The organism is Mangrovibacterium sp. (assembly GCF_059905295.1).
In genome coordinates, this window is record NZ_JBZQJF010000270.1 from 1 (window position 1) to 19,194 (window position 19,194).

A 19,194-nucleotide genomic window follows, 5' to 3' on the forward strand; every position below is an offset into this window, starting at 1 on the left:
CCGGCAATAAAAGCACTGTATAAGACGAACGAAAACAGCTGCCCCGGATCAATCTGTCCGCTCGAAATCAGGATGGTTCCTCTCCAGATTACGGCAACCATGGCCCCGAACATGCCTACAATCATGAAGGCTGAAAACCACGAACGGTACCATCCACCTTTAATTCCGGTAAGGGCAACCTCGTTGGTTTTATCGGTGTAGCGGCCAATCTCGAAAAACTCGTTGGCGTAAGCTTTCACATTTTGTACCCCCTGAAGTGTTTCCTCTACAATCGTATTCGACTCGGCAACTCCTTGCTGAACTTTCTTGGAAAAGCCTTTGATGAAGCGTCCGAAGATGACGGCAATAAAGACCACCACCGGCAAAACCATCAGCATGAACAAGGTAAGCTTGGTTGAAATGAAGAACAGAAACGTGATGCCTCCGATAATGATGAGCATGGTACGCAGGAAATCGGCAACCGTTGAGGTCAGCGTATCCTCGAGCAGCGAAATATCGGATGAAATACGGCTGTTGAGTTCACCAACGCGTCGTTTCAGGAAGAAGCTCATGGGCAGGCGAACCAAATGGCTGTAGGTATGCTGACGGATGGCAGCCAGCGTTTTGGACGTTACCCGCACAAACATATTGGTGCGAATGAAACTCGAGATGGCTTGCATAACCAACACCCCAGATAAAATCAGCATGATGTGGTTGATTTTGTGCTGCGGTTCGCCGGTTGTTCCCAGGTGAACCAAAATACCCAGCAGCCTTGGGAATGCTAAGGTTGCTGCACTGGTTACCAACAGGAAAAAAAGACCGATGTAAAATTCGAACCGGTAGGGCTTCATGAACTTGTAAAGCCGTAAGGTTTTTTTCAGAGATTCGCGCGTAATGCGTTTGTGTTTTTTCTTTGCCATGACTTGTCGTCTGCTTTATGGGTGATTTTTCATCCTTCCAAACACACGAATGTACAATAAGTTTAGAAGAAGTGTATTTTGAAAGGGGTGCGACTGCATTTTGAATCAACTGAAGCAGACCGGGTCCAACCGGGAGCTTCGGGGGTAAGGTGCTAAGCATAGAATGCTAAGCACCGTTGGAAGAGCTTCATCTGAAGTTGGAAAAGCTTACCTTGGGATTGGAGTTGCCAATACTGGCGCTGAGTAGCCAGTTTGGGAGGCTAATGGTGCTAAGCATGAGCGTTGGTATGCCGGAAGTGCAAGGAGCTAAGCATGGAATGCTAAGCTCTGATTGAGAGCCGAAGTCACGAGGGCTCGTACAGAGGTAACGAGAGCTTCACCCGAGCCAACGAGAGGCTACCCCGAGCTTACAAGACCTTGGTCTGCGTTCACGAGCGTCTACCCAGAGGTAACGAGAGCTCGTACAGAGGTAACGAGAGCTTACACCGGAATCACAGTTGTCAGTCCAGAAGTTACGAGAGCTTACCCTGCAGTTACAGTTGTCAATACAGGAAACACAGTTGCCACTCCCGGAATTCCAGTTGCTGGAACAGGAATCACAGTTGCTAATACAGGAGTGACAGTAGACAATCCAGAGGTTCCAGTTGCCGGAACAGACAAAACAGTTGCCAGAACAGAAAATACAGTTGCCAGAACAGAAAAAACAGTTGTTAATACCGAAAATGCAGTAGTCAGTACCGGAGTTGCAGTTGTTCGTACTGGCGTTGGAGTTGTCAGTTTGGGAGGCTAATGGTGCTAAGCATGGGGATGCTAAGCACCTTCCACCTTTCAATTCGTCTAAACTAGCTCAATTTGTTTTTATAATCTTCGTACCCAAACTTGCGGATCAATTTAAACTCGCCGTTTGCTTTGATCATTCCGATAGACGGATGTTGCACACCGTTGAAGACGGTTGTTTTCACCATGGTGTAATGAATCATGTCTTCCAGTATGATTTCGTCACCAACCTGCAACGCCTCCTCAAACGACCAGTAGCCGTAATAGTCGCCGCTAAGGCAGGTATTGCCGCCCATGCGGTATGTTGACCGGCCATCGACCGGGCCAATGGCTGCATGGCGGATACGCGGCTGGTAGGGCATTTCTAAACAGTCGGGCATATGTGCTGCAAACGAAACATCGAGCATAGCTGTTTTGATCCCTTTATTTTCAACCACATCGAGCACGCTTGCTTTCAGGAAACCGGTTTCCCATGCAAAAGCACTGCCCGGCTCCATAATAATATGCAGGTGAGGGTAGCGGCTTTTCAATCCTTTAAGTATCTCAACCAGGTGATCTACATTATACCCTTTGCGGGTCATGAGGTGGCCACCACCCATATTGAGCCATTTCACTTGTTTCAGGAATTGGCCGAACTTCGCTTCAACAGCCGCCAGTGTTTTTTCCAGGTCGGTTGAGTAGGATTCGCACAAGGTGTGAAAATGTAACCCGTCGATGCCGGCCGGCAGCACGTCGCCAATTTGCTCAGCAATAACTCCTAACCGCGAACCCGGTGCACAAGGGTTGTAAAGCTCGGTTTCCACTTCCGAGAACTCCGGATTAACACGCAAGGCCACCGAAATTTTCTTTCCCGATGCCTGAATCAGGGGGTAGAAGCGTTCGTATTGGCTCAACGAGTTAAAGGTGATGTGGCTCGAAAGTTGAATGATCTCCGGAAAGCTTTCCATATCGTAAACCGGTGCATAGGTATGTGCTTCGGTTTTCATTTCCTCGTAGCACAACTTCACTTCGTGCAATGAGCTGGCTGTGGCCCCCGAAATATATTCGCGAACAATGGGGAACGCACTCCACATGGCAAAACCTTTAAACGCCAGGATGATCTCAACCCCTGCACGTTTGGATACCGATTGAATTAACTCGAGGTTTTTGCGCAGGAGCTTTTCTTCCAACACATAACATGGAGAAGGTATTTCGGGAAACTCAACTTTCATTGTCTGTTTTGTTTTAAAGTTTTCGATAGCGAAAGTAATAAATAAAACAAAGACCATTGAATTCAGTTGCTTGTCACAGCCGATTTCAATGGTCTCAATATCGATAAAAGAAAGAGGCTTAAAGTACGCGCTTCAGCTCTTCTTCCAGATCTTTATACAATTCAGGGGTTGCAGCCATTAAAGGCAAGCGAACTTTTGACGTTGATTTACCCATAATCTCCATTAAGGCTTTAATGCCTGCCGGGTTACCTTCGCGGAAAAGCAGCTTGAAAAGATCCACCATGTTCAGGTGCAACTCGCGGGCTTCGTTTAATTTTCCTTCCAGTGAAAGGTGTACTAAATCTGCTACCTGTTTCGGCAGAGCATTGGAAGCAACTGAAATTACGCCCATTCCACCGATTGCAATAATCGGTAGAGCCAGCACATCGTCGCCTGAAATAACTTCAAAATGTGCAGGTCCGTGTTTCACCATTCGCGCCACTTGCGACGATTCGCCCGAGGCTTCTTTGATGGCAACCACATTAGGGCACGCCTTAGCAATGGCTACTGATGTCGCTGATTCCATATTAACACCGGTGCGCGAAGGAACATTGTATAATACCACCGGAACCGGACATGCACCAGCAACCAGTTTATAGTGCTCAATTAATCCGGCTTGTGCCGGACGATTATAATATGGAGTTACACTTAGAATTCCGTCAATTCCTTCAAAGTCGGTGGCTTCGATCGCTTTAATCACTTTTACCGGATCGTTACCCCCCATACCTAGCATAACCGGAACACGCTTGTTTACTTTCGCTTTAATACATTTGATTACTTCGTTTTGTTCTTCTGCTGTTAAAGTCGGAGTTTCAGCAGTCGTTCCCAATGCCACCAGGTAGTCTGTTCCCGAAACGATTTGTTCTTCAACAAGTGTCTCCAGAGCATTGAAATCAATTGATAAGTCTTCTTTAAATGGAGTGATTAGAGCCACTCCGGCGCCTTTAAAAAGGTGTTCCATGCTAATTTTAATTTATTTCATTTAAATAATGAATCAACTGTTCTGCCAAATAATAGGCATCTCTTCGTTTACTGACATCAACACTAAAATCAAAGAAATTTGGTGTTGCCAAACTCCATCCGGTTTTAAAATTGGCTGCCGATTTGGCCCGCACAATTTGAACGGGGAGCTTGTCAGATAAACTGATATCGATTAAAAGATCAAATCTTTCCTTAATGAATTCAATGACGGCCGGATTTTTGGGTTTTCCCGAGAACGAAAAGTCCCTGTTGCTGAATGTAATTTCCCGCGATTCCGTTGAATAGCAGATATCTTTTTGCCGGATTTGATGATCCTGCAAATATTTTTTCAGCATTTCAAAAGCAGCCCGATCATTCTCATTCCAAATAATTCCCACGTATTGGGCTTTATTTAAATTGACGAATTTTTTGCTGCGTTTTCTGGACTTTACAATGCGTTCCAGCCGCCAGTAAACTAATTTGCTTTTTAATCCCATAATTCCGTGCGCAAAAATAAGAATTTGTTTCTGAATAGCACTTGTTTGCTGAAAAAGTAAGCTCGAAAAACAAGCTGAGTTAATAAACTGAAAGCAATGATGCTTTTGTGCTTTTAATTTTAAATTGAATGTCCGTAAAAATGATTATTCTATCATCTGTAGGAATTCCTCTTCCGAAATAATCGGGATACCTAGTTTTTCCACTTTTTCGAGTTTCGAAGGGCCTACATTACTGCCTCCTAACAGGTAGGAAGTCTTTTTTGAAATGGAACCGACATTTTTGCCGCCATTTTTTTCAATCAGGTCCTTGAGTTCATCACGCGAATATTTTTCAAAGGTTCCCGAGATAACAATACTTAGTCCCTCCAGCTTTTGGCTTCGTCCCTCCAACACCGATTCGTGTAATTCAAATTGAAGGCCTTGGGCTTTCAGCCGGTTTACAAGTTCGCGGTTGCTATTATCGCGGAAGTAGGCGATCACGCTTTCGGCAATTTTACCACCTATTTCGTCGATATTGATCAGATCTTCAAGTGTTGCATTCTCAATCGCCTCGATATTAATCAGTTTTTGAGCCAGCTTTTTGGCCACGGTTTCTCCCACAAAGCGAATGCCTAAGGCGAAGAGGACACGCTCGAAGGGTACATTTTTCGATTCCTGTAAGCTGCTGAGTATTCGTTCAGCTGATTTTTCGCCCATGCGTTCCAGCGGGGTTAATTGTTCGGCTTTCAACTCATATAAATCGGCACTATTGCCGATCAGATTTTGCTGGTAAAGCAATTCGATGGTTTCCTGGCCGAGTCCGTCAATATCCATTGCACGACGGCTGATGAAATGCTCAATCTTTCCCTTGATCTGCGGTGGACAACCGGTTTCGTTGGGGCAGTAGTGGGCTGCTTCTCCTTCTTTGCGGATAAGAGCAGTACCACATTCGGGGCATTCGTGGATAAACTCGATCTTTTGAGCATCGGCTTTTCTCAGGCTATCATTTACATCGACGATTTTAGGAATGATCTCGCCGCCTTTCTCAACGTAAACAACATCTTCAAGGTGTAAATCCAGCTTGTTGATGATGTCGGCATTGTGCAATGAAGCTCGTTTGACAACTGTACCTGCCAGAAGAACGGGGGTGAGGTTCGCAACCGGCGTTACAGCGCCAGTACGGCCAACCTGGAAGCTGACCGACTCGAGCGTTGTGCTCACTTGTTCGGCTTTAAATTTATAAGCAATGGCCCAGCGAGGCGATTTCGCGGTGAAGCCGAGGTTGTTTTGTACCCGGCGCGAATTTACTTTAATGACAATCCCGTCGGTGGCTACAGGCAGGTTGAAGCGCTCGGTATCCCAGTATTTAATGAACTCAACAACTTTGTTAATGTCGGCACACTTTCGGGTATGTTCCGAAATTTTAAACCCCCATTGTCTGGCATGTTGAAGGCTCTCGAAGTGGCCGTCGTCCGGCAGGTTTTCACCTAAAAGGTAATAGACGTAAGCATCCAGTTTGCGCTTGGCAACCTCTGATGCATTTTGCATTTTTATCGTTCCCGAAGCTGCATTGCGCGGATTGGCAAAGGGCATTTCACCAATTTCCTCACGAGCCTGATTTAGCTCTGCAAAGACGGCAAAAGGAAGCAGGATCTCACCACGCATTTCAAAGCTGGCCGGATAATCATTTCCTTTAAGCTTTAACGGGATACTGCGAATGGTACGCACATTGGCCGTAATGTCGTCACCTTTTTCACCATCGCCCCGAGTAACTGCCCGAACCAGTTCACCTTTTTCATAGATCAGGCTCACCGAGGTTCCGTCAAATTTTAGTTCGCAAACAAATTCGTAGGCTTCATCAGTCAGCTTTTTAATCCGCTGATCGAAGTCGTACAATTCAGCCTCCGAGTAACTATTCGAAAGGGATAGCATCGGGTACTGATGCTTCACCTGCACAAACTCCTGATTAAGGTCGCTACCTACACGTTGTGTTGGTGAGTTGAGATCGAAAAATTGCGGGAATTCGGCTTCCAGTTTTTCCAACTCTTTCAGCTTCATGTCAAATTCATAATCGCTGATGCTTGGATTGGAAAGCACGTAATATTGATAGTTAAACTCTTCCAGTTCGTGGCGGAGAGCTTCAATTTTTTCTTTTGCCTGCTCTAAATTCATGGGTTGTAAAATTTGCTCTAAAATACAAAATCGCTTCAGTTCGTCAAGGTGGAATAGTTGCATAAACTTTCGGGGGCCGAATATGTTTTTAACATCGTGCTGTATCTTGTAAAATTCTTTTATTCTGAGGTGATGTTTGACAGTTTATGGTATCCGCAAATTCTATTTCTTTGTAATACAATTAAAAATAGGAACAGGTAGAGTTATTAATTCATTGAAATAAAAAACATGAAACGTATCATTTCCACTCCGAATGCCCCTGCGGCAATTGGCCCTTATAGCCAAGCAATTGAAGTAAACGGAACGCTTTATATTTCAGGTCAAATTCCTGTTGATCCGGCCATTGGTAAAGTTGTTGACGGTGGTATTACCGAGCAAACTACCCAAGTGATGAAAAACATTGAAGCGATTTTAACTGAGGCTGGTTACACATTTGCCGACGTTGTGAAATCAACTTGCTTGCTGAGCGATATGGCTAATTTTAAAGCGATGAATGAAGTGTATGGTAGTTGTTATGCTGAAAATCCTCCGGCTCGTGCTGCATTTGCGGTGAAAGAATTGCCCTTGGGTGTTTTAGTTGAAATTGAAACTGTTGCTGTGAAGTAATCAGGCAGCAAAAGCATAAAACAGGGAAGGAGTTGCTACGGTAGCTCCTTCTTTTTTTCGTGTATCAGCGGCAGTTTGACGGAGAAACAGCTTCCTCTGCCATAGGCCGATTCAACTTCAATTTCAGCCTGTAAAGCTTCTGCTAAGCCCTTGCATATTGAAAGGCCAAGGCCGAAACCATCGGATTCTTTATTCGTCCTGTGGTAGTGTGTAAAGCGGTTAAAAATTAAGGGTATAATTTCAGATTTAATTCCAATACCGGTGTCTACTACATTAATTTGAAGCTGATTTCCCATTTTTTCAGCATGCAGGCGAATTGTTCCCACACTGGTGTATTTCACCGCATTATCGATCAGGTTATACAGAATCTGGCTTAAGTAATCCGGATCAGTCTCGAAATGAAGCCTGGAGCAGGTCGAGGCAATCTCAAGGCTAAAGCTTAAGCCCTTATTCGACAAGGCCGATTTCGGGGAGTTGTATGTCTGTCCAATTCGTTGCAAAAAATCGGGGAGTGAAATTATACGAAAGTTAGGCTCGAGCATTTTCTCCTGAATTTTAGAAACATCCAGTATGTTGTTGATGATTTTCAGAAGCAGATCACTGTTGTGATTGATTTGATCAATGTACATTTGGCGTGTTTCGTCGGTGGGATCATCTTCAATCAGTAGCTGGCTGAAACCCACAATTCCGTTTAAGGGGGTGCGAATTTCGTGCGACATGTTCGATATAAAGGTTGACTTTAGGCGGTCTGCTTTTTCAGCTTGATCTTTTGCCTCCTTTAATTCATGCAGCAAATTGTTTTTTTTTCGGATTTCCCGCGTAACAAGTAAATACAAAAAGAAGGATGTGCTGATAACGTAAAACCATCCTTTGTAAGTTTGCAGTTGTGTTATGACATTGGAGTCATCCGATAACGAATTAATAAATAAATCGGAAAATAGAATCCATAAAAAGCCGATCCCAAAATAGATCAGTGTTATTTTTAATGCGCTATTCATGCCCTTTGCCGAATTTGTTTTTGTAACGATACTGAAAATAGTTGAGACGTGAATTTAAATGTACAATATTTTGTTGAAAATGGTTTAACCAGGGAAACGCCAGTTCCCGAGTTTCGGGATCGAACCAGTATGATGATTTACGAAGTGATAAGAATAATCGATCGTAAAGTGCTTTTTCTTTCTGATCATTATAACCGCTTCAGACATTCTTGCGAATTATTGCATGTGCCGGTTTTTGTTACACCTGACGAGTTTGAAAAACAGCTTGATCAGCTCATTCTTGCCAATTTGCTTAATAATGGGAATGTTAAGGTTGAATTGTTCACGCAGCCTGACGGAAAGCAGCTGATGCGTATGTTTGTTGTGCCGCATCAATACCCGACAGAGGAACAATATCGGGTAGGAGTAGCTGTTGGGCTTTTGCATGCCGAGCGTGAAAACCCGCAAGCTAAGGTGGCACAGCTTCCGGTTCGGGAAATGGCTAATCGGGCCATTGCAGAGCATAACTGGGCTGAGGTTTTACTGGTCGATCGGAACAATTGCATCACTGAGGGAAGCCGAACGAATGTATTTTTTGTTCGCGGTGAGGCTTTTTATACCGCTCCGGCTGAGAAAGTGCTGGGAGGAATAACCCGAAAAAGAATTATTGCCTGTATCCGAAGCTTAGGCTTAGCTTGCTACGAAACCGATATTAAAACAACGGATTTGGAAGCGTACGATGCAGCCTTTATCAGCGGAACTTCACCTAAGATATTGCCAGTTGCTCGAGTTGAGTCTGTATGTTACGATGTCGGAAATAAACCGCTTCGTCAACTGATGGAGGCTTTTGATACGTTAATCACCGAATCATTGAAGTAAAAGGGAAGTCGGATGAGAAAACTTGAAACCCGCAGTTTCCTCATCGTGTAAATTAATTGTATTGAAGTCCAAAAATACCACTGATCTCAGGCTCTTTTGGTCGCTAATGGCTATATTTGTAGGATTCGCCTTAGTGGTGGATCTATCAAAAAACGAAACAAAAACAACTGAATTCAAACTATTATGGCTGAATTTATTTATCAAAAACCTTTTCCGATTCAAAAAGATACAACCGAATACCGGTTGCTTACTAAAGACTATGTTTCTACCGTTGAATTCGACGGTCGTAAAATTTTAAAAGTAGCTCCGGAAGCCTTGGAGTTATTGGCAAAAGAAGCAATTGCTGATGTGTCATTTTACCTGCGCTCAGCTCACCTCGAAAAAGTTCGTTCTATTTTGGACGACCCGGAAGCAACCGATAATGACAAGTTTGTGGCACATACGATGCTGGCAAATCAGGTTATTGCTGCGGAAGGTGAACTACCTACTTGCCAGGATACCGGTACAGCTATTGTTGTTGGTAAAAAAGGTGAAAACGTGTACACTGGTGTAAACGACGCCTTGTACTTGTCAAAAGGAGTGTACAATACGTACAAAGATCGTAACCTGCGTTATTCGCAAGTTGTTCCGCTAACGATGCTCGATGAAAAAAACACCGGCAGTAACTTACCTGCCCAAATCGACATTTATGCCGAAGAGGGTAATAAATACGAGTTTCTGTTTGTAACAAAAGGTGGTGGTTCGGGTAATAAAACCTATTTGTACCAGCAAACTAAAGCTTTATTGACCGAAGAAGCTTTGACTAAGTTCGTCAAAGAAAAAATCAGAGATTTGGGTACTTCTGCCTGTCCTCCTTACCACTTAGCCTTGGTAATTGGCGGTACATCGGCTGAAGCAACCTTGGCTGCTGTTAAAAAAGCGTCGACTGGTTACTTTGATCACCTGCCAACCGAAGGCAATGAAGGTGGTCAGGCTTTCCGCGATTTGGAGTGGGAAGAAAAAGTATTGAAGATTTGTCGTGAAAGCGGAATCGGTGCTCAGTTTGGTGGTAAATACTTTGTGCACGATGTTCGTGTGATTCGTATGCCTCGCCACGCAGCCTCTTGTCCGGTAGGTTTGGGTGTTAGCTGTAGTGCTGACCGGAATATTAAAGGAAAAATTACCGAAGATGGTATCTTCCTGGAACAACTGGAGAAAAATCCACGTCGTTTCTTACCGGAAGCAGCGCCGGAAATGGCACCTCCTGTAAATATCGATTTGGATCGTCCGATGGACGAGGTGTTGGCTGAGTTGACTAAATACCCGATCAAAACCCGTTTGAATCTGAGCGGTACGTTAATCGTTGCCCGTGATATTGCACACGCCCAAATCAAGAAGATTGTGGATTCAGGTCAGCCAATGCCTGAATACTTCAAGAAATACCCGGTATATTACGCCGGACCAGCTAAAACACCACAGGGAATGGCTTCGGGTAGCTTCGGACCAACAACTGCAGGTCGTATGGACCCCTATGTTGATCAATTCCAAAGCTTGGGTGGATCGATGGTGATGGTGGCCAAAGGAAACCGTTCTAAAGCGGTTACTGATGCTTGTAAAAAGCACGGTGGCTTCTACCTGGGATCAATTGGTGGACCGGCTGCAATTTTGGCTAAAGAAAGTATCAAATCGGTTGAAATTGTTGACTTCCCTGAACTGGGAATGGAAGCGGTTCGTAAGATTCGCATTGAAAACTTCCCGGCCTTCATTATTGTCGATGACAAAGGAAACGACTTCTTCGAAAGTTTGTAAATTAGCTTGCTAAGCAAAGAAATCTAATAAATACTAAAGGAGCTTCAGTTGAACTGGAGCTCCTTTTTTGTTGTGATTTTTATAATGTACGAAATAGTTGAATGAATTTATTTACCATATGGTAAATAATGCCTTCGTGTAATATGTTTGATAAGAGGTTTGTACGTGTTGACTTTCAGTGTTTTGTTGTCGTACCTTTGTTCTAAGGACGGTCCGGTAATTTATTCTTTACAAACTAAAGATCAACATCATGAAAGCATTCTACCAAACATGCATTGTGATGGCATGCGTAATCGCATTGTTCGCTTGTCATCAGGAAGAAGTCTCCCGGTCTGAAACTGGAAAGTTAATACTTCAAACAACAGTTGACGCAGAAGTCGTAGAAACAACCTCTGATCTTAAATCAACAACACTAAGTACGTCGGTTGATGATTACTGGATTTATTTGTACCAGGATGATCTTCTTTTGGATAGCTATCCAGTGCAATACATTAACTTACCTGCTGAAATTGAGTTGCCGGTTGGTAGTTATGATGTTGTTGCCAGCAGTATGCTACTCACAGATGTGGTTTTGCCGACCCGCGATGCTGCTGAAGGGCTTTATTATTCCGGTTCGGCAACAGTTAATATTGCCGCTGATCAGACAAGTCAAGCGGAGGTTGTTGCCAGTCAGGCGGTGGCTTCCGTAACCGTGGCGTTTTCAGATAATTTTAAGCAGTCCTTCACTGCCTATTCAGCGAATGTGTCGGGTATTGTGTTCGACGAGTTGGATACAGCCGTCGCTTATTACGAGGCCGGAAACAAATTGCAGGTTGTATTGAGCTATACCGACAACGGCGAAGCGAAAAGCCGAAGCTTTGAGACTAGCCAGGCCTTAGCAGCAGGTGACGAATGGACTTTGTCATTTGATGCAACCGGGCAACTGGTTTTGAGCGGGAACAGTGCTATTACCATAACTGTTTTGACGACTACAACGCCCCAATCTGAAAACTGGGATATCGATATTGGTGGTTCTTCGGATACGACAAGCGTGACAGGCAGCGGTGACGGAACTGTCGAAAATCCTTATTCAGTGGCGCAGGCGCAGTCTATCCAGGATGGAACCACGGCCTGGGTACAGGGATACATTGTAGGGTACATAAAGAGCTCAACCAATGTAACAACCAATTGGGAAGATGCAGCTGATACGAACATTGCCATTGCTGCTGATTCCACAGAAACTGATCTTGCAAACATGTTATTTGTAAAGTTGGAAACATCGGGTACTGCCCGCACCAATCTTGGGCTTTACACTACACAGGGTGCTTCGCTGAGGCTGTTGGTTAAACTGCAGGGAGTCTTGGAAACCTATTACAGCAATGCAGGTCTTACCGGGGTAAACTTAGATAGTGAATATGTAATTGTAGAATAGGAACTGCATGTCAATCTACAAGGAAAAGGTTCTGATCTTATCCCGAGATCAGAACCTTTTATTTGCTATTTTCATGTTTGAATTTATTCGCTTTGGGGTGAGAATATTCTGTCAGCTCGAAGTTGACATGAATAGTGTCCACTTTAGATTTTTGTGAAAACAGGTATTGTTAGATCTTTTTTGCAATCATTTGACTTAATCCTGCATCCAGTTCTGTCCTTTGAATCTGGCTAAATCCGGCAGTTTTTAGCATCTCTGTAACTTCTTCTTGCGTATAGCAATCGCCACCATCCGTGCCGACCAGCATGTTTATCGAGAAAATTGCTCCAGATGCTGGGTCGGTGCGATCATTGTTCATGATCCAGTCCTGAATAATAATATGTCCGTTCGGGTTCAGGGATTTGAAACATTTCTTGATTAGCTGCTGATTTGTTTCCAGCGGGTTGCTGTGGATGACGGCGGATAAAAAGACAAGGTCAAACCCGTTAGGCAAAGGGTCTTTTGTATAATCTCCAATATAGGTTTTTATCTTGTTTTGAAAACCATTCTTTTCAATAAAACCGTTTGTAATGGGTACAACATTTGGCAAATCGAACACCGTAGCTTCAATTTCCGGTTTTCTGCGGATAAATTCCATGGAATAGGCTCCGGAGCCTCCGCCAACGTCCAGAATTGATTTCACGCCGGAAAGACCGATCTCTGCCAGTTGTTGTGGTGCTTGTTTGATTGCCCTGTCGTGCATGGCCGAAATAAAAGCGGAGAGCCAGTCTTCTCCTCTAGCATTAACTTCTGCCGGGTGAGCTGAAAAACCGGTCCTGACGACCTCTGTCAAATTACTCCAGGTGTTCCACAGATGATTCGAATGCATCAAGCCTCCCTGGTAATTCGGGCTTTTTTGAGATAGAAATTTGAAACTTTCAGCTGTATTAAAGAAAAGCCGGTCCTTTTTCGAGAGAAAGCCTAATGATACCAATGCATTTAGTAAACGGTCGCTGGCATGTCGATCTAAGTTAAGCTTTTGTGCTAGTTGTTCGCTTGTTGTGCCAGACTCTTCAATATTGGTGAAAAGATCGAGTTCGAAACCGGTTAATAGAATTCTGCTTTTTTGAAATGCATAAACGAGTTCTCTGATCGAAGATGGATTCATAATTCAATTTTTAAGTTGACAAAGATTCGTTGTTTGAAAGGAACACTTCCCCTAAATTTCTCAAATAAAATTGAAATGAATTCTGTTTCGATGGATAATTTTGGTTTTTATGAAAAAAATGAGGGCTTAGAGAAAACTCTAAGCCCTCATTTTTCAACTAAAGTATGGCCTATCTGTAAAATTGCGCCTTGTAAATCCCTTCGTTACCGACACCGTCGGTTACGGTTAACTTTAATTGGTGGCTTTTCCCCAGTTGGAGCCTCGTTTCGTCAAAATAATATTCAATCAGGTTATTCTTGGCGTCGTATTCAAATAAGACCCAGTGGCCGTCAATTTCGCCGCGATAACGATCTACCCCCGACAGGTCGTCGGTTATTTTAAAACTTACCTTGCTCCGGTCGGTTAGGGTACTGTGGTTTTTGATATTGATCGGAGTAATTTTTGGTGCTTCAGTATCGGTAGCAATCGCAAAAGTACCTAATTGGCGTACCTGACCTTCAACCCAGCCATCAGCATATTTCCCTCCCAAACCGTACTTTCTACCTGATTTAGGATCCAGCGCAACCAATAGCGCTTTCGAGTCCAGTTGGGCAGGCAGGTTTTCAGCTTTAATCTTTAAATCGTACGACTGGTGAACCGGAACATCGGTTTCGTGCAGTTGAATTCGCTTACTGTATAAACCGGTAGTTGAAGGCAATTCCTTGTAATCCATGTTGAAGTCGGAGTAAAAGGTGCCGGCTTGCATGTCGGCCTGCACATCGGGTTTCTGAAGTTTAAATTCCTGGGCATAGTGTACCGGAATACCCTGAGGCCTGGTGCCTGGTGCAATCGGGGCTTTACCGTGTACCGTAAAGTTCAGGCGGCTGGTATTGCCGTAAGCATCTTTCACCAGGTAAGCAATGTTATAATCATGGCCGGCTTCAATCGTTACTTTTCCCTCATTTTCACGAATCACGTAGTTGTTTAGTTGATTTCCCCCTTCGATCCAGTTTTTCTGGTAGCGGCGACGGTTATCAATCAGGTAGGTGTAATCTATAAAGCTGTTGATGTATCTGTTTTGATCGAAGCTTAGCTCATTTAATTTGAAATTGTAAACCAGCTTGCCGTTTACGCTCAGGCTGGTCTCGTAAATTCCACATTTGCTCCAGCTGCCGTTCAGGTAATCGAGCCCCATAAGACCAAAGCCAATTTCTCCGCCAGCGGTAATTGTTGGGTTACCTTTCAGGTGATAGTTCCCGTCGAACTGTACCAGGTCGAAAGGCTTCTGTTTGTCAATTTGGTTAATATGTGCTCCGGCTGAAAGTGGATACAACATCACCGACATCAGTTTTGGTGGCATGTTGTCTTTAATGTTGAAGTTGAAAAGCAGCGGGTTGATTGGATTTTGGTTTTTCGTATCGCGAATCTCGAAATGAAGATGTGGTCCGCCTGAACTTCCACTGTTGCCACTGTAAGCAATTACTTCGCCTTGCTTTAATTGAAACTTACCTTGGGGAACGGTCACGTCGATATCAAACGATTGGTTTTGATATTGAATGTTTCGGGCATATTTGGCTAAGTCGTCGCGTAGGCGACTCAGGTGACCGTAAACAGTTGTGTAACCGTTTGGGTGATCGACATACAAGGCTGTTCCAAAACCCCAGGGCGAAATTTTAATTCGCGACACCCAGCCATCGGCCGGAGCATAGACGGGTAAGCCGGTTCTCCCTTGTGTCTTAATATCGATTCCGGTGTGGAAATGATTCGACCGGAGTTCGCCAAAATTACCCGCCAGCACCATCGGAATCTTTAGCGGCGCTTCAAAATAATCGGCTTTGATTGTTGGGTTATACGGATGATTGAGTAATAAAAGCAGTAGCGAAAAAAGCAAATATTTCATAAAATCTAATATTTCTAGTCGTGTTTTCTAATGGCTATGTATCAAACAAAGATTGGCCTAATCTATTGATCCGGCCGTCATTTCTGTAAGTGGTCTTTCGCACTATTGACATCGGTTGTTGAAAACATTTTTTCTCAGCCTTATGCTATTCAACAAATAAACCTATCTTCGTATACTGAATTGGGCAAAAATATTATTTTTGTCCGGGAAAGTATACAAAAATGACCGGGGAAGATCAACTTTTACTGGACGATTTTAAAGCAAAGTTAAGGCTGTTGATGAAACGCCATTCGAATCTGAAGGAAGAGCGTCAGGTGATGGCAGGGAAAATAGCCGAAATGGAAAAAGCGATTGCTGAGTTGAAAAGTGAAAATGAAGAACTGGTCAAAAAGTATAACGATCTCAAGATAGCTAAAGCTTTATCAGTTGGCGACGACGATAAAAAAATGGTAAAGCAACGCATCAATAAAATAGTGCGGGAAATTGATAAGTGTATTGCTCAGTTAAATGTGTAGTCAATACATGGTAGGATGACAGATAAGCTTTCAATAAATATTAATATCAACGGACGGATTTACCCGTTGAAGATTGACCGAAACGAAGAAGAAGAGGCGAGGATTCGGAAAGCTGCAAAGATGATTAACGACATCATTCTGGAGTACAAAAAGAAGTACGTCAACCAGGATTCGCAGGATTTTTTGGCTATGACAGCCTTTCAATTTGTACTGAAAAACCTGGAAATGCAGGATGAGGCTGACGAATCGCCAATCGTTGAGGAAATTCGTTTATTGGATGAGCAACTGAGTGATTTTTTGTCATTGAACGAATAAAATACTATATATCGATAGCCCGCTATTGATTTATTTTCAGCTATTTTAGTGGTTGATAATAAATTAATTAGTGGGCTTTCATTTTTAATATCTGTAATAATTTAAAAGATGGAAATATTATACGTAATTTCTGGCTTTTTAGGCGGTGGCGTTTTGTCCTACTTCCTGTGGGATAAGGCAATAAACGGTAAAAAGCGTAAGATAATCAGCGAAGCCGAAGCTGAAGGTGAGGTGATTAAAAAGGATAAGATCCTGCAGGCAAAAGAAAAATTTCTGCAATTAAAAGCTGAACACGAGAAGTATATCAACGATAAAAACAGCAAGATTGCTTCTGTCGAAAATAAAATGAAACAGAAAGAAACAAACTTTCTGCAGAGTAAAAACGAATTTCAGCGTACTGTAAAAGAGTTTGAGAGTGAAAAGCGCAATGTGGAAACCATTCGCGAAAACCTGACAGCTCAAATTAACCTGGTACAACAAAAGGAAGAAGATCTTGAAAAGCTGCACCGTCAAAAGGTAGAGCAGTTGGAAGCGATCTCCGGTTTGTCGGCTGAAGAAGCCAAATCACAACTGGTTGAATCGTTGAGAAATGAAGCTAAAACGGAAGCCATGTCTTACATTAACGAGATCATGGAAGAAGCGAAGCTGACAGCTAACAAAGAGGCTAAAAAAGTGGTGGTGAAAACCATTCAGCGTGTTGCTACTGAAACAGCTATTGAAAATGCTGTGACTATTTTCCACATCGAAAGCGACGAAATCAAAGGTCGTATCATTGGTCGTGAAGGTCGTAACATCCGTGCTTTGGAAGCTGCAACCGGTGTTGAAATTATCGTTGACGATACACCGGAAGCGATCGTTCTTTCAGGCTTCGACCCGGTACGTCGTGAGATTGCACGTTTGGCATTGCACCAACTGGTTACCGACGGACGTATTCACCCTGCTCGCATCGAGGAGGTTGTGGGTAAAGTGAAGAAACAAATTGAAGAGGAAATTATTGAAACCGGTAAGCGTACTACAATTGATTTGGGTATCCATGGTTTACATCCTGAATTGATTCGCTTGATTGGTAAGATGAAATACCGTTCTTCTTACGGACAAAACCTGCTGCAGCACTCGCGCGAGGTTGCTAACCTGTGTGCGATTATGGCATCCGAGTTAGGTTTGAACCCGAAATGGGCGAAACGTGCCGGTTTGTTGCACGATATTGGTAAAGTGCCGGATGATGAGCCGGAATTGCCACACGCAGTATTGGGTATGAAACTGGCTGAGAAGTTTAAAGAAAAGCCGGACATTTGCAACGCTATTGGTGCTCACCACGACGAAGTGGAAATGCAGTCGATGCTGGCACCGATCGTTCAGGTTTGTGATGCCATCTCAGGTGCTCGTCCTGGTGCTCGTCGCGAAGTTGTTGAATCTTACATCAAACGTTTGAAAGCGTTGGAGGATTTGGCTCTTTCTTACCCTGGTGTACTGAAAACTTATGCCATCCAGGCTGGTCGCGAGTTGCGTGTGATTGTGGGTAGCGAGAAAATTTCGGATAAAGAAACCGAACAATTGTCATACGACATTGCTAAGCACATTCAGGATGAAATGACTTACCCGGGGCAAATTAAGATCACGGTAATTCGTGAAACTCGTGCTGTGAACTACGCAAAATAATTCAATTCAAATACTGATCTGAAAAGCTCGCTTCGGCGGGCTTTTTTTATGAATGGCGATGATGGAAAAGACTTATAGGATTGGATTCCGTTCTTTTCAAAAGATCGGATCCCTTAAGGTTATCAACTTATTGCTTAGGCAGGAATGAGGCAGGGCCGTTGCGCGCCGGCAAAGGCTCTCTTCTGAAGGAAACGGGTCATTGCTGGCGAGCAATGGCTTCCCTCCTTGAGGAAACGTTCCATTGTCGGCGGGCAATGAGCCATTTTCTGAAGACGACGTGTCATTGCGCGTGGGCAATGACACATTTCCCTGGGGAGACAGCCCATTGCTTGTATGCAATAGCCTATTTCCCCCAGGAGACGGCTGTTGCTCGCCGGCAATGCCTCCCCGGCTATTCAGATTTTTTGTTCTCAGGAATTTTAAGAATCAGGAAATTCAAGACGAAAGCTCCGACGATCATCCAGTTTGCCCAGGTGTAGTGATAAGTCGAAGCCAGAATTTTACCCGATAGTGCTAACAGGCCGCCGCAAAGCATGGCTACAATGCTCAGGTTTTTGTTCACCTTTAGATTAGCCAGGGCGGCGATAATGGGAACAATGAAGGCACCGGAGTAAAAGGCCAGAGCCAGCAGTAAGGTTCCAATGATCGACGTGATTTGAAGAGCAATCAGCATGCTCGCGATTCCGATCAATACAATAAACAGGCGCGTCGTGTTCAGCGATTTCCGGTTGTCGATATCCTTTTGGAATAACTCGCTTACCATCATCGAGGCTGTTAGTAAGGTTGTATCGGCCGAAGATAGCACGGCGGACAACAGGGCGGCAGCCATCAAGCCAAGCACCCATTCGGGTAAGTATTGAGCGATTAAATCAACTAAGACCACCGAATGGGTGAGTTGCTCCTGCGACAGGTTTTCGACCGCAAAAACGCCTAAATAAGTTAAAACAAAGGCAAAGGGGATGAGGATACCCGCAACAATAGCGATGCTTCGCCGGGCCGTTTTCTCATCGCGGGCACAAAAGACCCGGGAGTAAATATCGGGGCCCACGACGAAGGTGCTTGAAAAGGTCAGAAACAGGATGAGCAAATCGGTGGTGGAAAAATGGCTGTTGAAGGGAAATGTTGCTGCTATTGGGCTGGTGTGCGTACCAGGAGTAAACGACAAAAAGATAGCCGAGCAAACGATGCCTGCCAAAATGATGATGGCCTGAACGAAGTCGGTCTTTAAAATTGAAATTTGTCCGCCAATTAAGGTGTAAATGATGAATACGCCGGACGAGATGATAACGCCATCGGCGTAGGGCAAGCCAAATAAGCTGAACAGGATTTTTGCGGCGGCAATAATTTGTGCTGCTACGATACCCGTCCAGGCCAGAGGTATAATGACAGAAGCCGATTTGCGGGCAGTTTCACCGTAAAAACGCCCCAGCATATCGGTCAAGGTGAATTTGCCGTACTGGCTAACCTTACGCACGAGTGGCAAA

Annotated in this window: 18 protein-coding genes and 1 pseudogene; 9 read left to right on the forward strand and 10 right to left on the reverse strand. The window is 44.0% G+C overall.

The features are described from left to right. A partial coding sequence (locus AC37HE_RS13835) for an ABC transporter transmembrane domain-containing protein (RefSeq protein ID WP_500783440.1) occupies positions 1-899 on the reverse strand: 899 nt, incomplete at its 3' end. A 176-nt stretch (positions 900-1,075) separates the two neighbouring features. Between AC37HE_RS13835 and AC37HE_RS13840 the strand changes: the two genes are divergently transcribed. Together AC37HE_RS13840 and AC37HE_RS13845 are read left to right on the forward strand one after the other, a co-directional pair. Beyond that, positions 1,076-1,234 carry a hypothetical protein gene (locus AC37HE_RS13840; RefSeq protein WP_500783441.1) on the forward strand — a complete coding sequence of 53 codons (159 nt, stop codon included), beginning with the start codon at positions 1,076-1,078 and terminating at the stop codon, positions 1,232-1,234. Between the two features lie 281 nt (positions 1,235-1,515). Continuing rightward, positions 1,516-1,689, forward strand: a complete 174-nt coding sequence (locus tag AC37HE_RS13845; protein ID WP_500783442.1) for a hypothetical protein — start codon at positions 1,516-1,518, stop codon at positions 1,687-1,689. Positions 1,690-1,741: 52 nt separating this feature from the next. Here the strand turns inward: AC37HE_RS13845 and nspC are convergent, their stop codons facing one another. The 4 genes from nspC to ligA form a co-directional block, all read right to left on the reverse strand. Then, positions 1,742-2,887, reverse strand: coding sequence for a carboxynorspermidine decarboxylase (gene nspC / locus AC37HE_RS13850; RefSeq protein WP_500783443.1), 1,146 nt, complete (start codon positions 2,885-2,887; stop codon positions 1,742-1,744). Positions 2,888-3,005: 118 nt separating this feature from the next. After that, entirely contained in the window at positions 3,006-3,887 is an 882-nt protein-coding gene (gene dapA, locus AC37HE_RS13855; protein WP_500783444.1) for a 4-hydroxy-tetrahydrodipicolinate synthase, read from the reverse strand. A 7-nt stretch (positions 3,888-3,894) separates the two neighbouring features. Further along, positions 3,895-4,383: a DUF6913 domain-containing protein gene (locus AC37HE_RS13860; RefSeq protein ID WP_500783445.1), complete on the reverse strand. Its 489-nt coding sequence runs from the start codon at positions 4,381-4,383 to the stop codon at positions 3,895-3,897. A 144-nt stretch (positions 4,384-4,527) separates the two neighbouring features. Beyond that, complete coding sequence (gene ligA / locus AC37HE_RS13865; protein ID WP_500783446.1) at positions 4,528-6,534, reverse strand: NAD-dependent DNA ligase LigA; 2,007 nt, start codon at positions 6,532-6,534, stop codon at positions 4,528-4,530. A gap of 228 nt (positions 6,535-6,762) precedes the next feature. On the opposite strand from ligA, the gene AC37HE_RS13870 reads away from it, so the two are divergent. Beyond that, positions 6,763-7,140: a RidA family protein gene (locus AC37HE_RS13870; RefSeq protein ID WP_500783447.1), complete on the forward strand. Its 378-nt coding sequence runs from the start codon at positions 6,763-6,765 to the stop codon at positions 7,138-7,140. A 35-nt stretch (positions 7,141-7,175) separates the two neighbouring features. Here the strand turns inward: AC37HE_RS13870 and AC37HE_RS13875 are convergent, their stop codons facing one another. Then, on the reverse strand, positions 7,176-8,138 hold the full coding sequence (locus AC37HE_RS13875; RefSeq protein WP_500783448.1) for a sensor histidine kinase: 963 nt from the start codon (positions 8,136-8,138) through the stop codon (positions 7,176-7,178). A 48-nt stretch (positions 8,139-8,186) separates the two neighbouring features. On the opposite strand from AC37HE_RS13875, the gene AC37HE_RS13880 reads away from it, so the two are divergent. From AC37HE_RS13880 to AC37HE_RS13890, 3 genes are all read left to right on the forward strand, one after another. Beyond that, entirely contained in the window at positions 8,187-8,996 is an 810-nt protein-coding gene (locus AC37HE_RS13880) for an aminotransferase class IV (RefSeq protein ID WP_500783449.1), read from the forward strand. A 183-nt stretch (positions 8,997-9,179) separates the two neighbouring features. After that, positions 9,180-10,784: a fumarate hydratase gene (locus AC37HE_RS13885; RefSeq protein ID WP_500783450.1), complete on the forward strand. Its 1,605-nt coding sequence runs from the start codon at positions 9,180-9,182 to the stop codon at positions 10,782-10,784. 250 nt (positions 10,785-11,034) lie between these two features. Continuing rightward, complete coding sequence (locus AC37HE_RS13890) at positions 11,035-12,195, forward strand: DUF4493 domain-containing protein (RefSeq protein ID WP_500783451.1); 1,161 nt, start codon at positions 11,035-11,037, stop codon at positions 12,193-12,195. Between the two features lie 169 nt (positions 12,196-12,364). Here AC37HE_RS13890 and AC37HE_RS13895 read toward each other — a convergent pair whose 3' ends face one another. The 3 genes and pseudogenes from AC37HE_RS13895 to AC37HE_RS13905 form a co-directional block, all read right to left on the reverse strand. Then, positions 12,365-13,063, reverse strand: coding sequence for a methyltransferase (locus AC37HE_RS13895; RefSeq protein ID WP_500783457.1), 699 nt, complete (start codon positions 13,061-13,063; stop codon positions 12,365-12,367). Positions 13,064-13,108: 45 nt separating this feature from the next. Continuing rightward, positions 13,109-13,342: pseudogene (locus tag AC37HE_RS13900) on the reverse strand (methyltransferase family protein); the annotation flags it as partial. A gap of 169 nt (positions 13,343-13,511) precedes the next feature. Continuing rightward, entirely contained in the window at positions 13,512-15,221 is a 1,710-nt protein-coding gene (locus AC37HE_RS13905; protein WP_500783452.1) for a M23 family metallopeptidase, read from the reverse strand. Positions 15,222-15,442: 221 nt separating this feature from the next. Between AC37HE_RS13905 and AC37HE_RS13910 the strand changes: the two genes are divergently transcribed. The 3 genes from AC37HE_RS13910 to rny all read left to right on the forward strand — a co-directional run bounded on the left by AC37HE_RS13910 (position 15,443) and on the right by rny (position 17,710). Further along, positions 15,443-15,736, forward strand: a complete 294-nt coding sequence (locus AC37HE_RS13910; protein WP_500783453.1) for a coiled-coil domain-containing protein — start codon at positions 15,443-15,445, stop codon at positions 15,734-15,736. Between the two features lie 15 nt (positions 15,737-15,751). Continuing rightward, positions 15,752-16,051 carry a cell division protein ZapA gene (locus tag AC37HE_RS13915; protein WP_500783454.1) on the forward strand — a complete coding sequence of 100 codons (300 nt, stop codon included), beginning with the start codon at positions 15,752-15,754 and terminating at the stop codon, positions 16,049-16,051. A gap of 108 nt (positions 16,052-16,159) precedes the next feature. Further along, positions 16,160-17,710, forward strand: coding sequence for a ribonuclease Y (gene rny / locus AC37HE_RS13920; RefSeq protein ID WP_500783455.1), 1,551 nt, complete (start codon positions 16,160-16,162; stop codon positions 17,708-17,710). Between the two features lie 391 nt (positions 17,711-18,101). Here rny and AC37HE_RS13925 read toward each other — a convergent pair. Then, on the reverse strand, positions 18,102-19,194 hold a 1,093-nt coding region (locus AC37HE_RS13925), incomplete at its 5' end, for a sodium:solute symporter family protein (protein WP_500783456.1).

Excerpts from the sequence above, each read along its gene's own strand:
- AC37HE_RS13870 (WP_500783447.1), top strand. The coding sequence starts at position 6,763 with ATGAAACGTATCATTTCCACTCCGAATGCCCCTGCGGCAATTGGCCCT.
- AC37HE_RS13915 (WP_500783454.1), top strand. The coding sequence starts at position 15,752 with ATGACAGATAAGCTTTCAATAAATATTAATATCAACGGACGGATTTAC.
- AC37HE_RS13875 (WP_500783448.1), bottom strand. The coding sequence starts at position 8,138 with ATGAATAGCGCATTAAAAATAACACTGATCTATTTTGGGATCGGCTTT.
- rny (WP_500783455.1), top strand. The coding sequence starts at position 16,160 with ATGGAAATATTATACGTAATTTCTGGCTTTTTAGGCGGTGGCGTTTTG.
- AC37HE_RS13890 (WP_500783451.1), top strand. The coding sequence starts at position 11,035 with ATGAAAGCATTCTACCAAACATGCATTGTGATGGCATGCGTAATCGCA.
- nspC (WP_500783443.1), bottom strand. The coding sequence starts at position 2,887 with ATGAAAGTTGAGTTTCCCGAAATACCTTCTCCATGTTATGTGTTGGAA.
- dapA (WP_500783444.1), bottom strand. The coding sequence starts at position 3,887 with ATGGAACACCTTTTTAAAGGCGCCGGAGTGGCTCTAATCACTCCATTT.
- AC37HE_RS13895 (WP_500783457.1), bottom strand. The coding sequence starts at position 13,063 with ATGCATTCGAATCATCTGTGGAACACCTGGAGTAATTTGACAGAGGTC.
- AC37HE_RS13885 (WP_500783450.1), top strand. The coding sequence starts at position 9,180 with ATGGCTGAATTTATTTATCAAAAACCTTTTCCGATTCAAAAAGATACA.
- AC37HE_RS13905 (WP_500783452.1), bottom strand. The coding sequence starts at position 15,221 with ATGAAATATTTGCTTTTTTCGCTACTGCTTTTATTACTCAATCATCCG.
- AC37HE_RS13860 (WP_500783445.1), bottom strand. The coding sequence starts at position 4,383 with ATGGGATTAAAAAGCAAATTAGTTTACTGGCGGCTGGAACGCATTGTA.
- ligA (WP_500783446.1), bottom strand. The coding sequence starts at position 6,534 with ATGAATTTAGAGCAGGCAAAAGAAAAAATTGAAGCTCTCCGCCACGAA.
- AC37HE_RS13910 (WP_500783453.1), top strand. The coding sequence starts at position 15,443 with ATGACCGGGGAAGATCAACTTTTACTGGACGATTTTAAAGCAAAGTTA.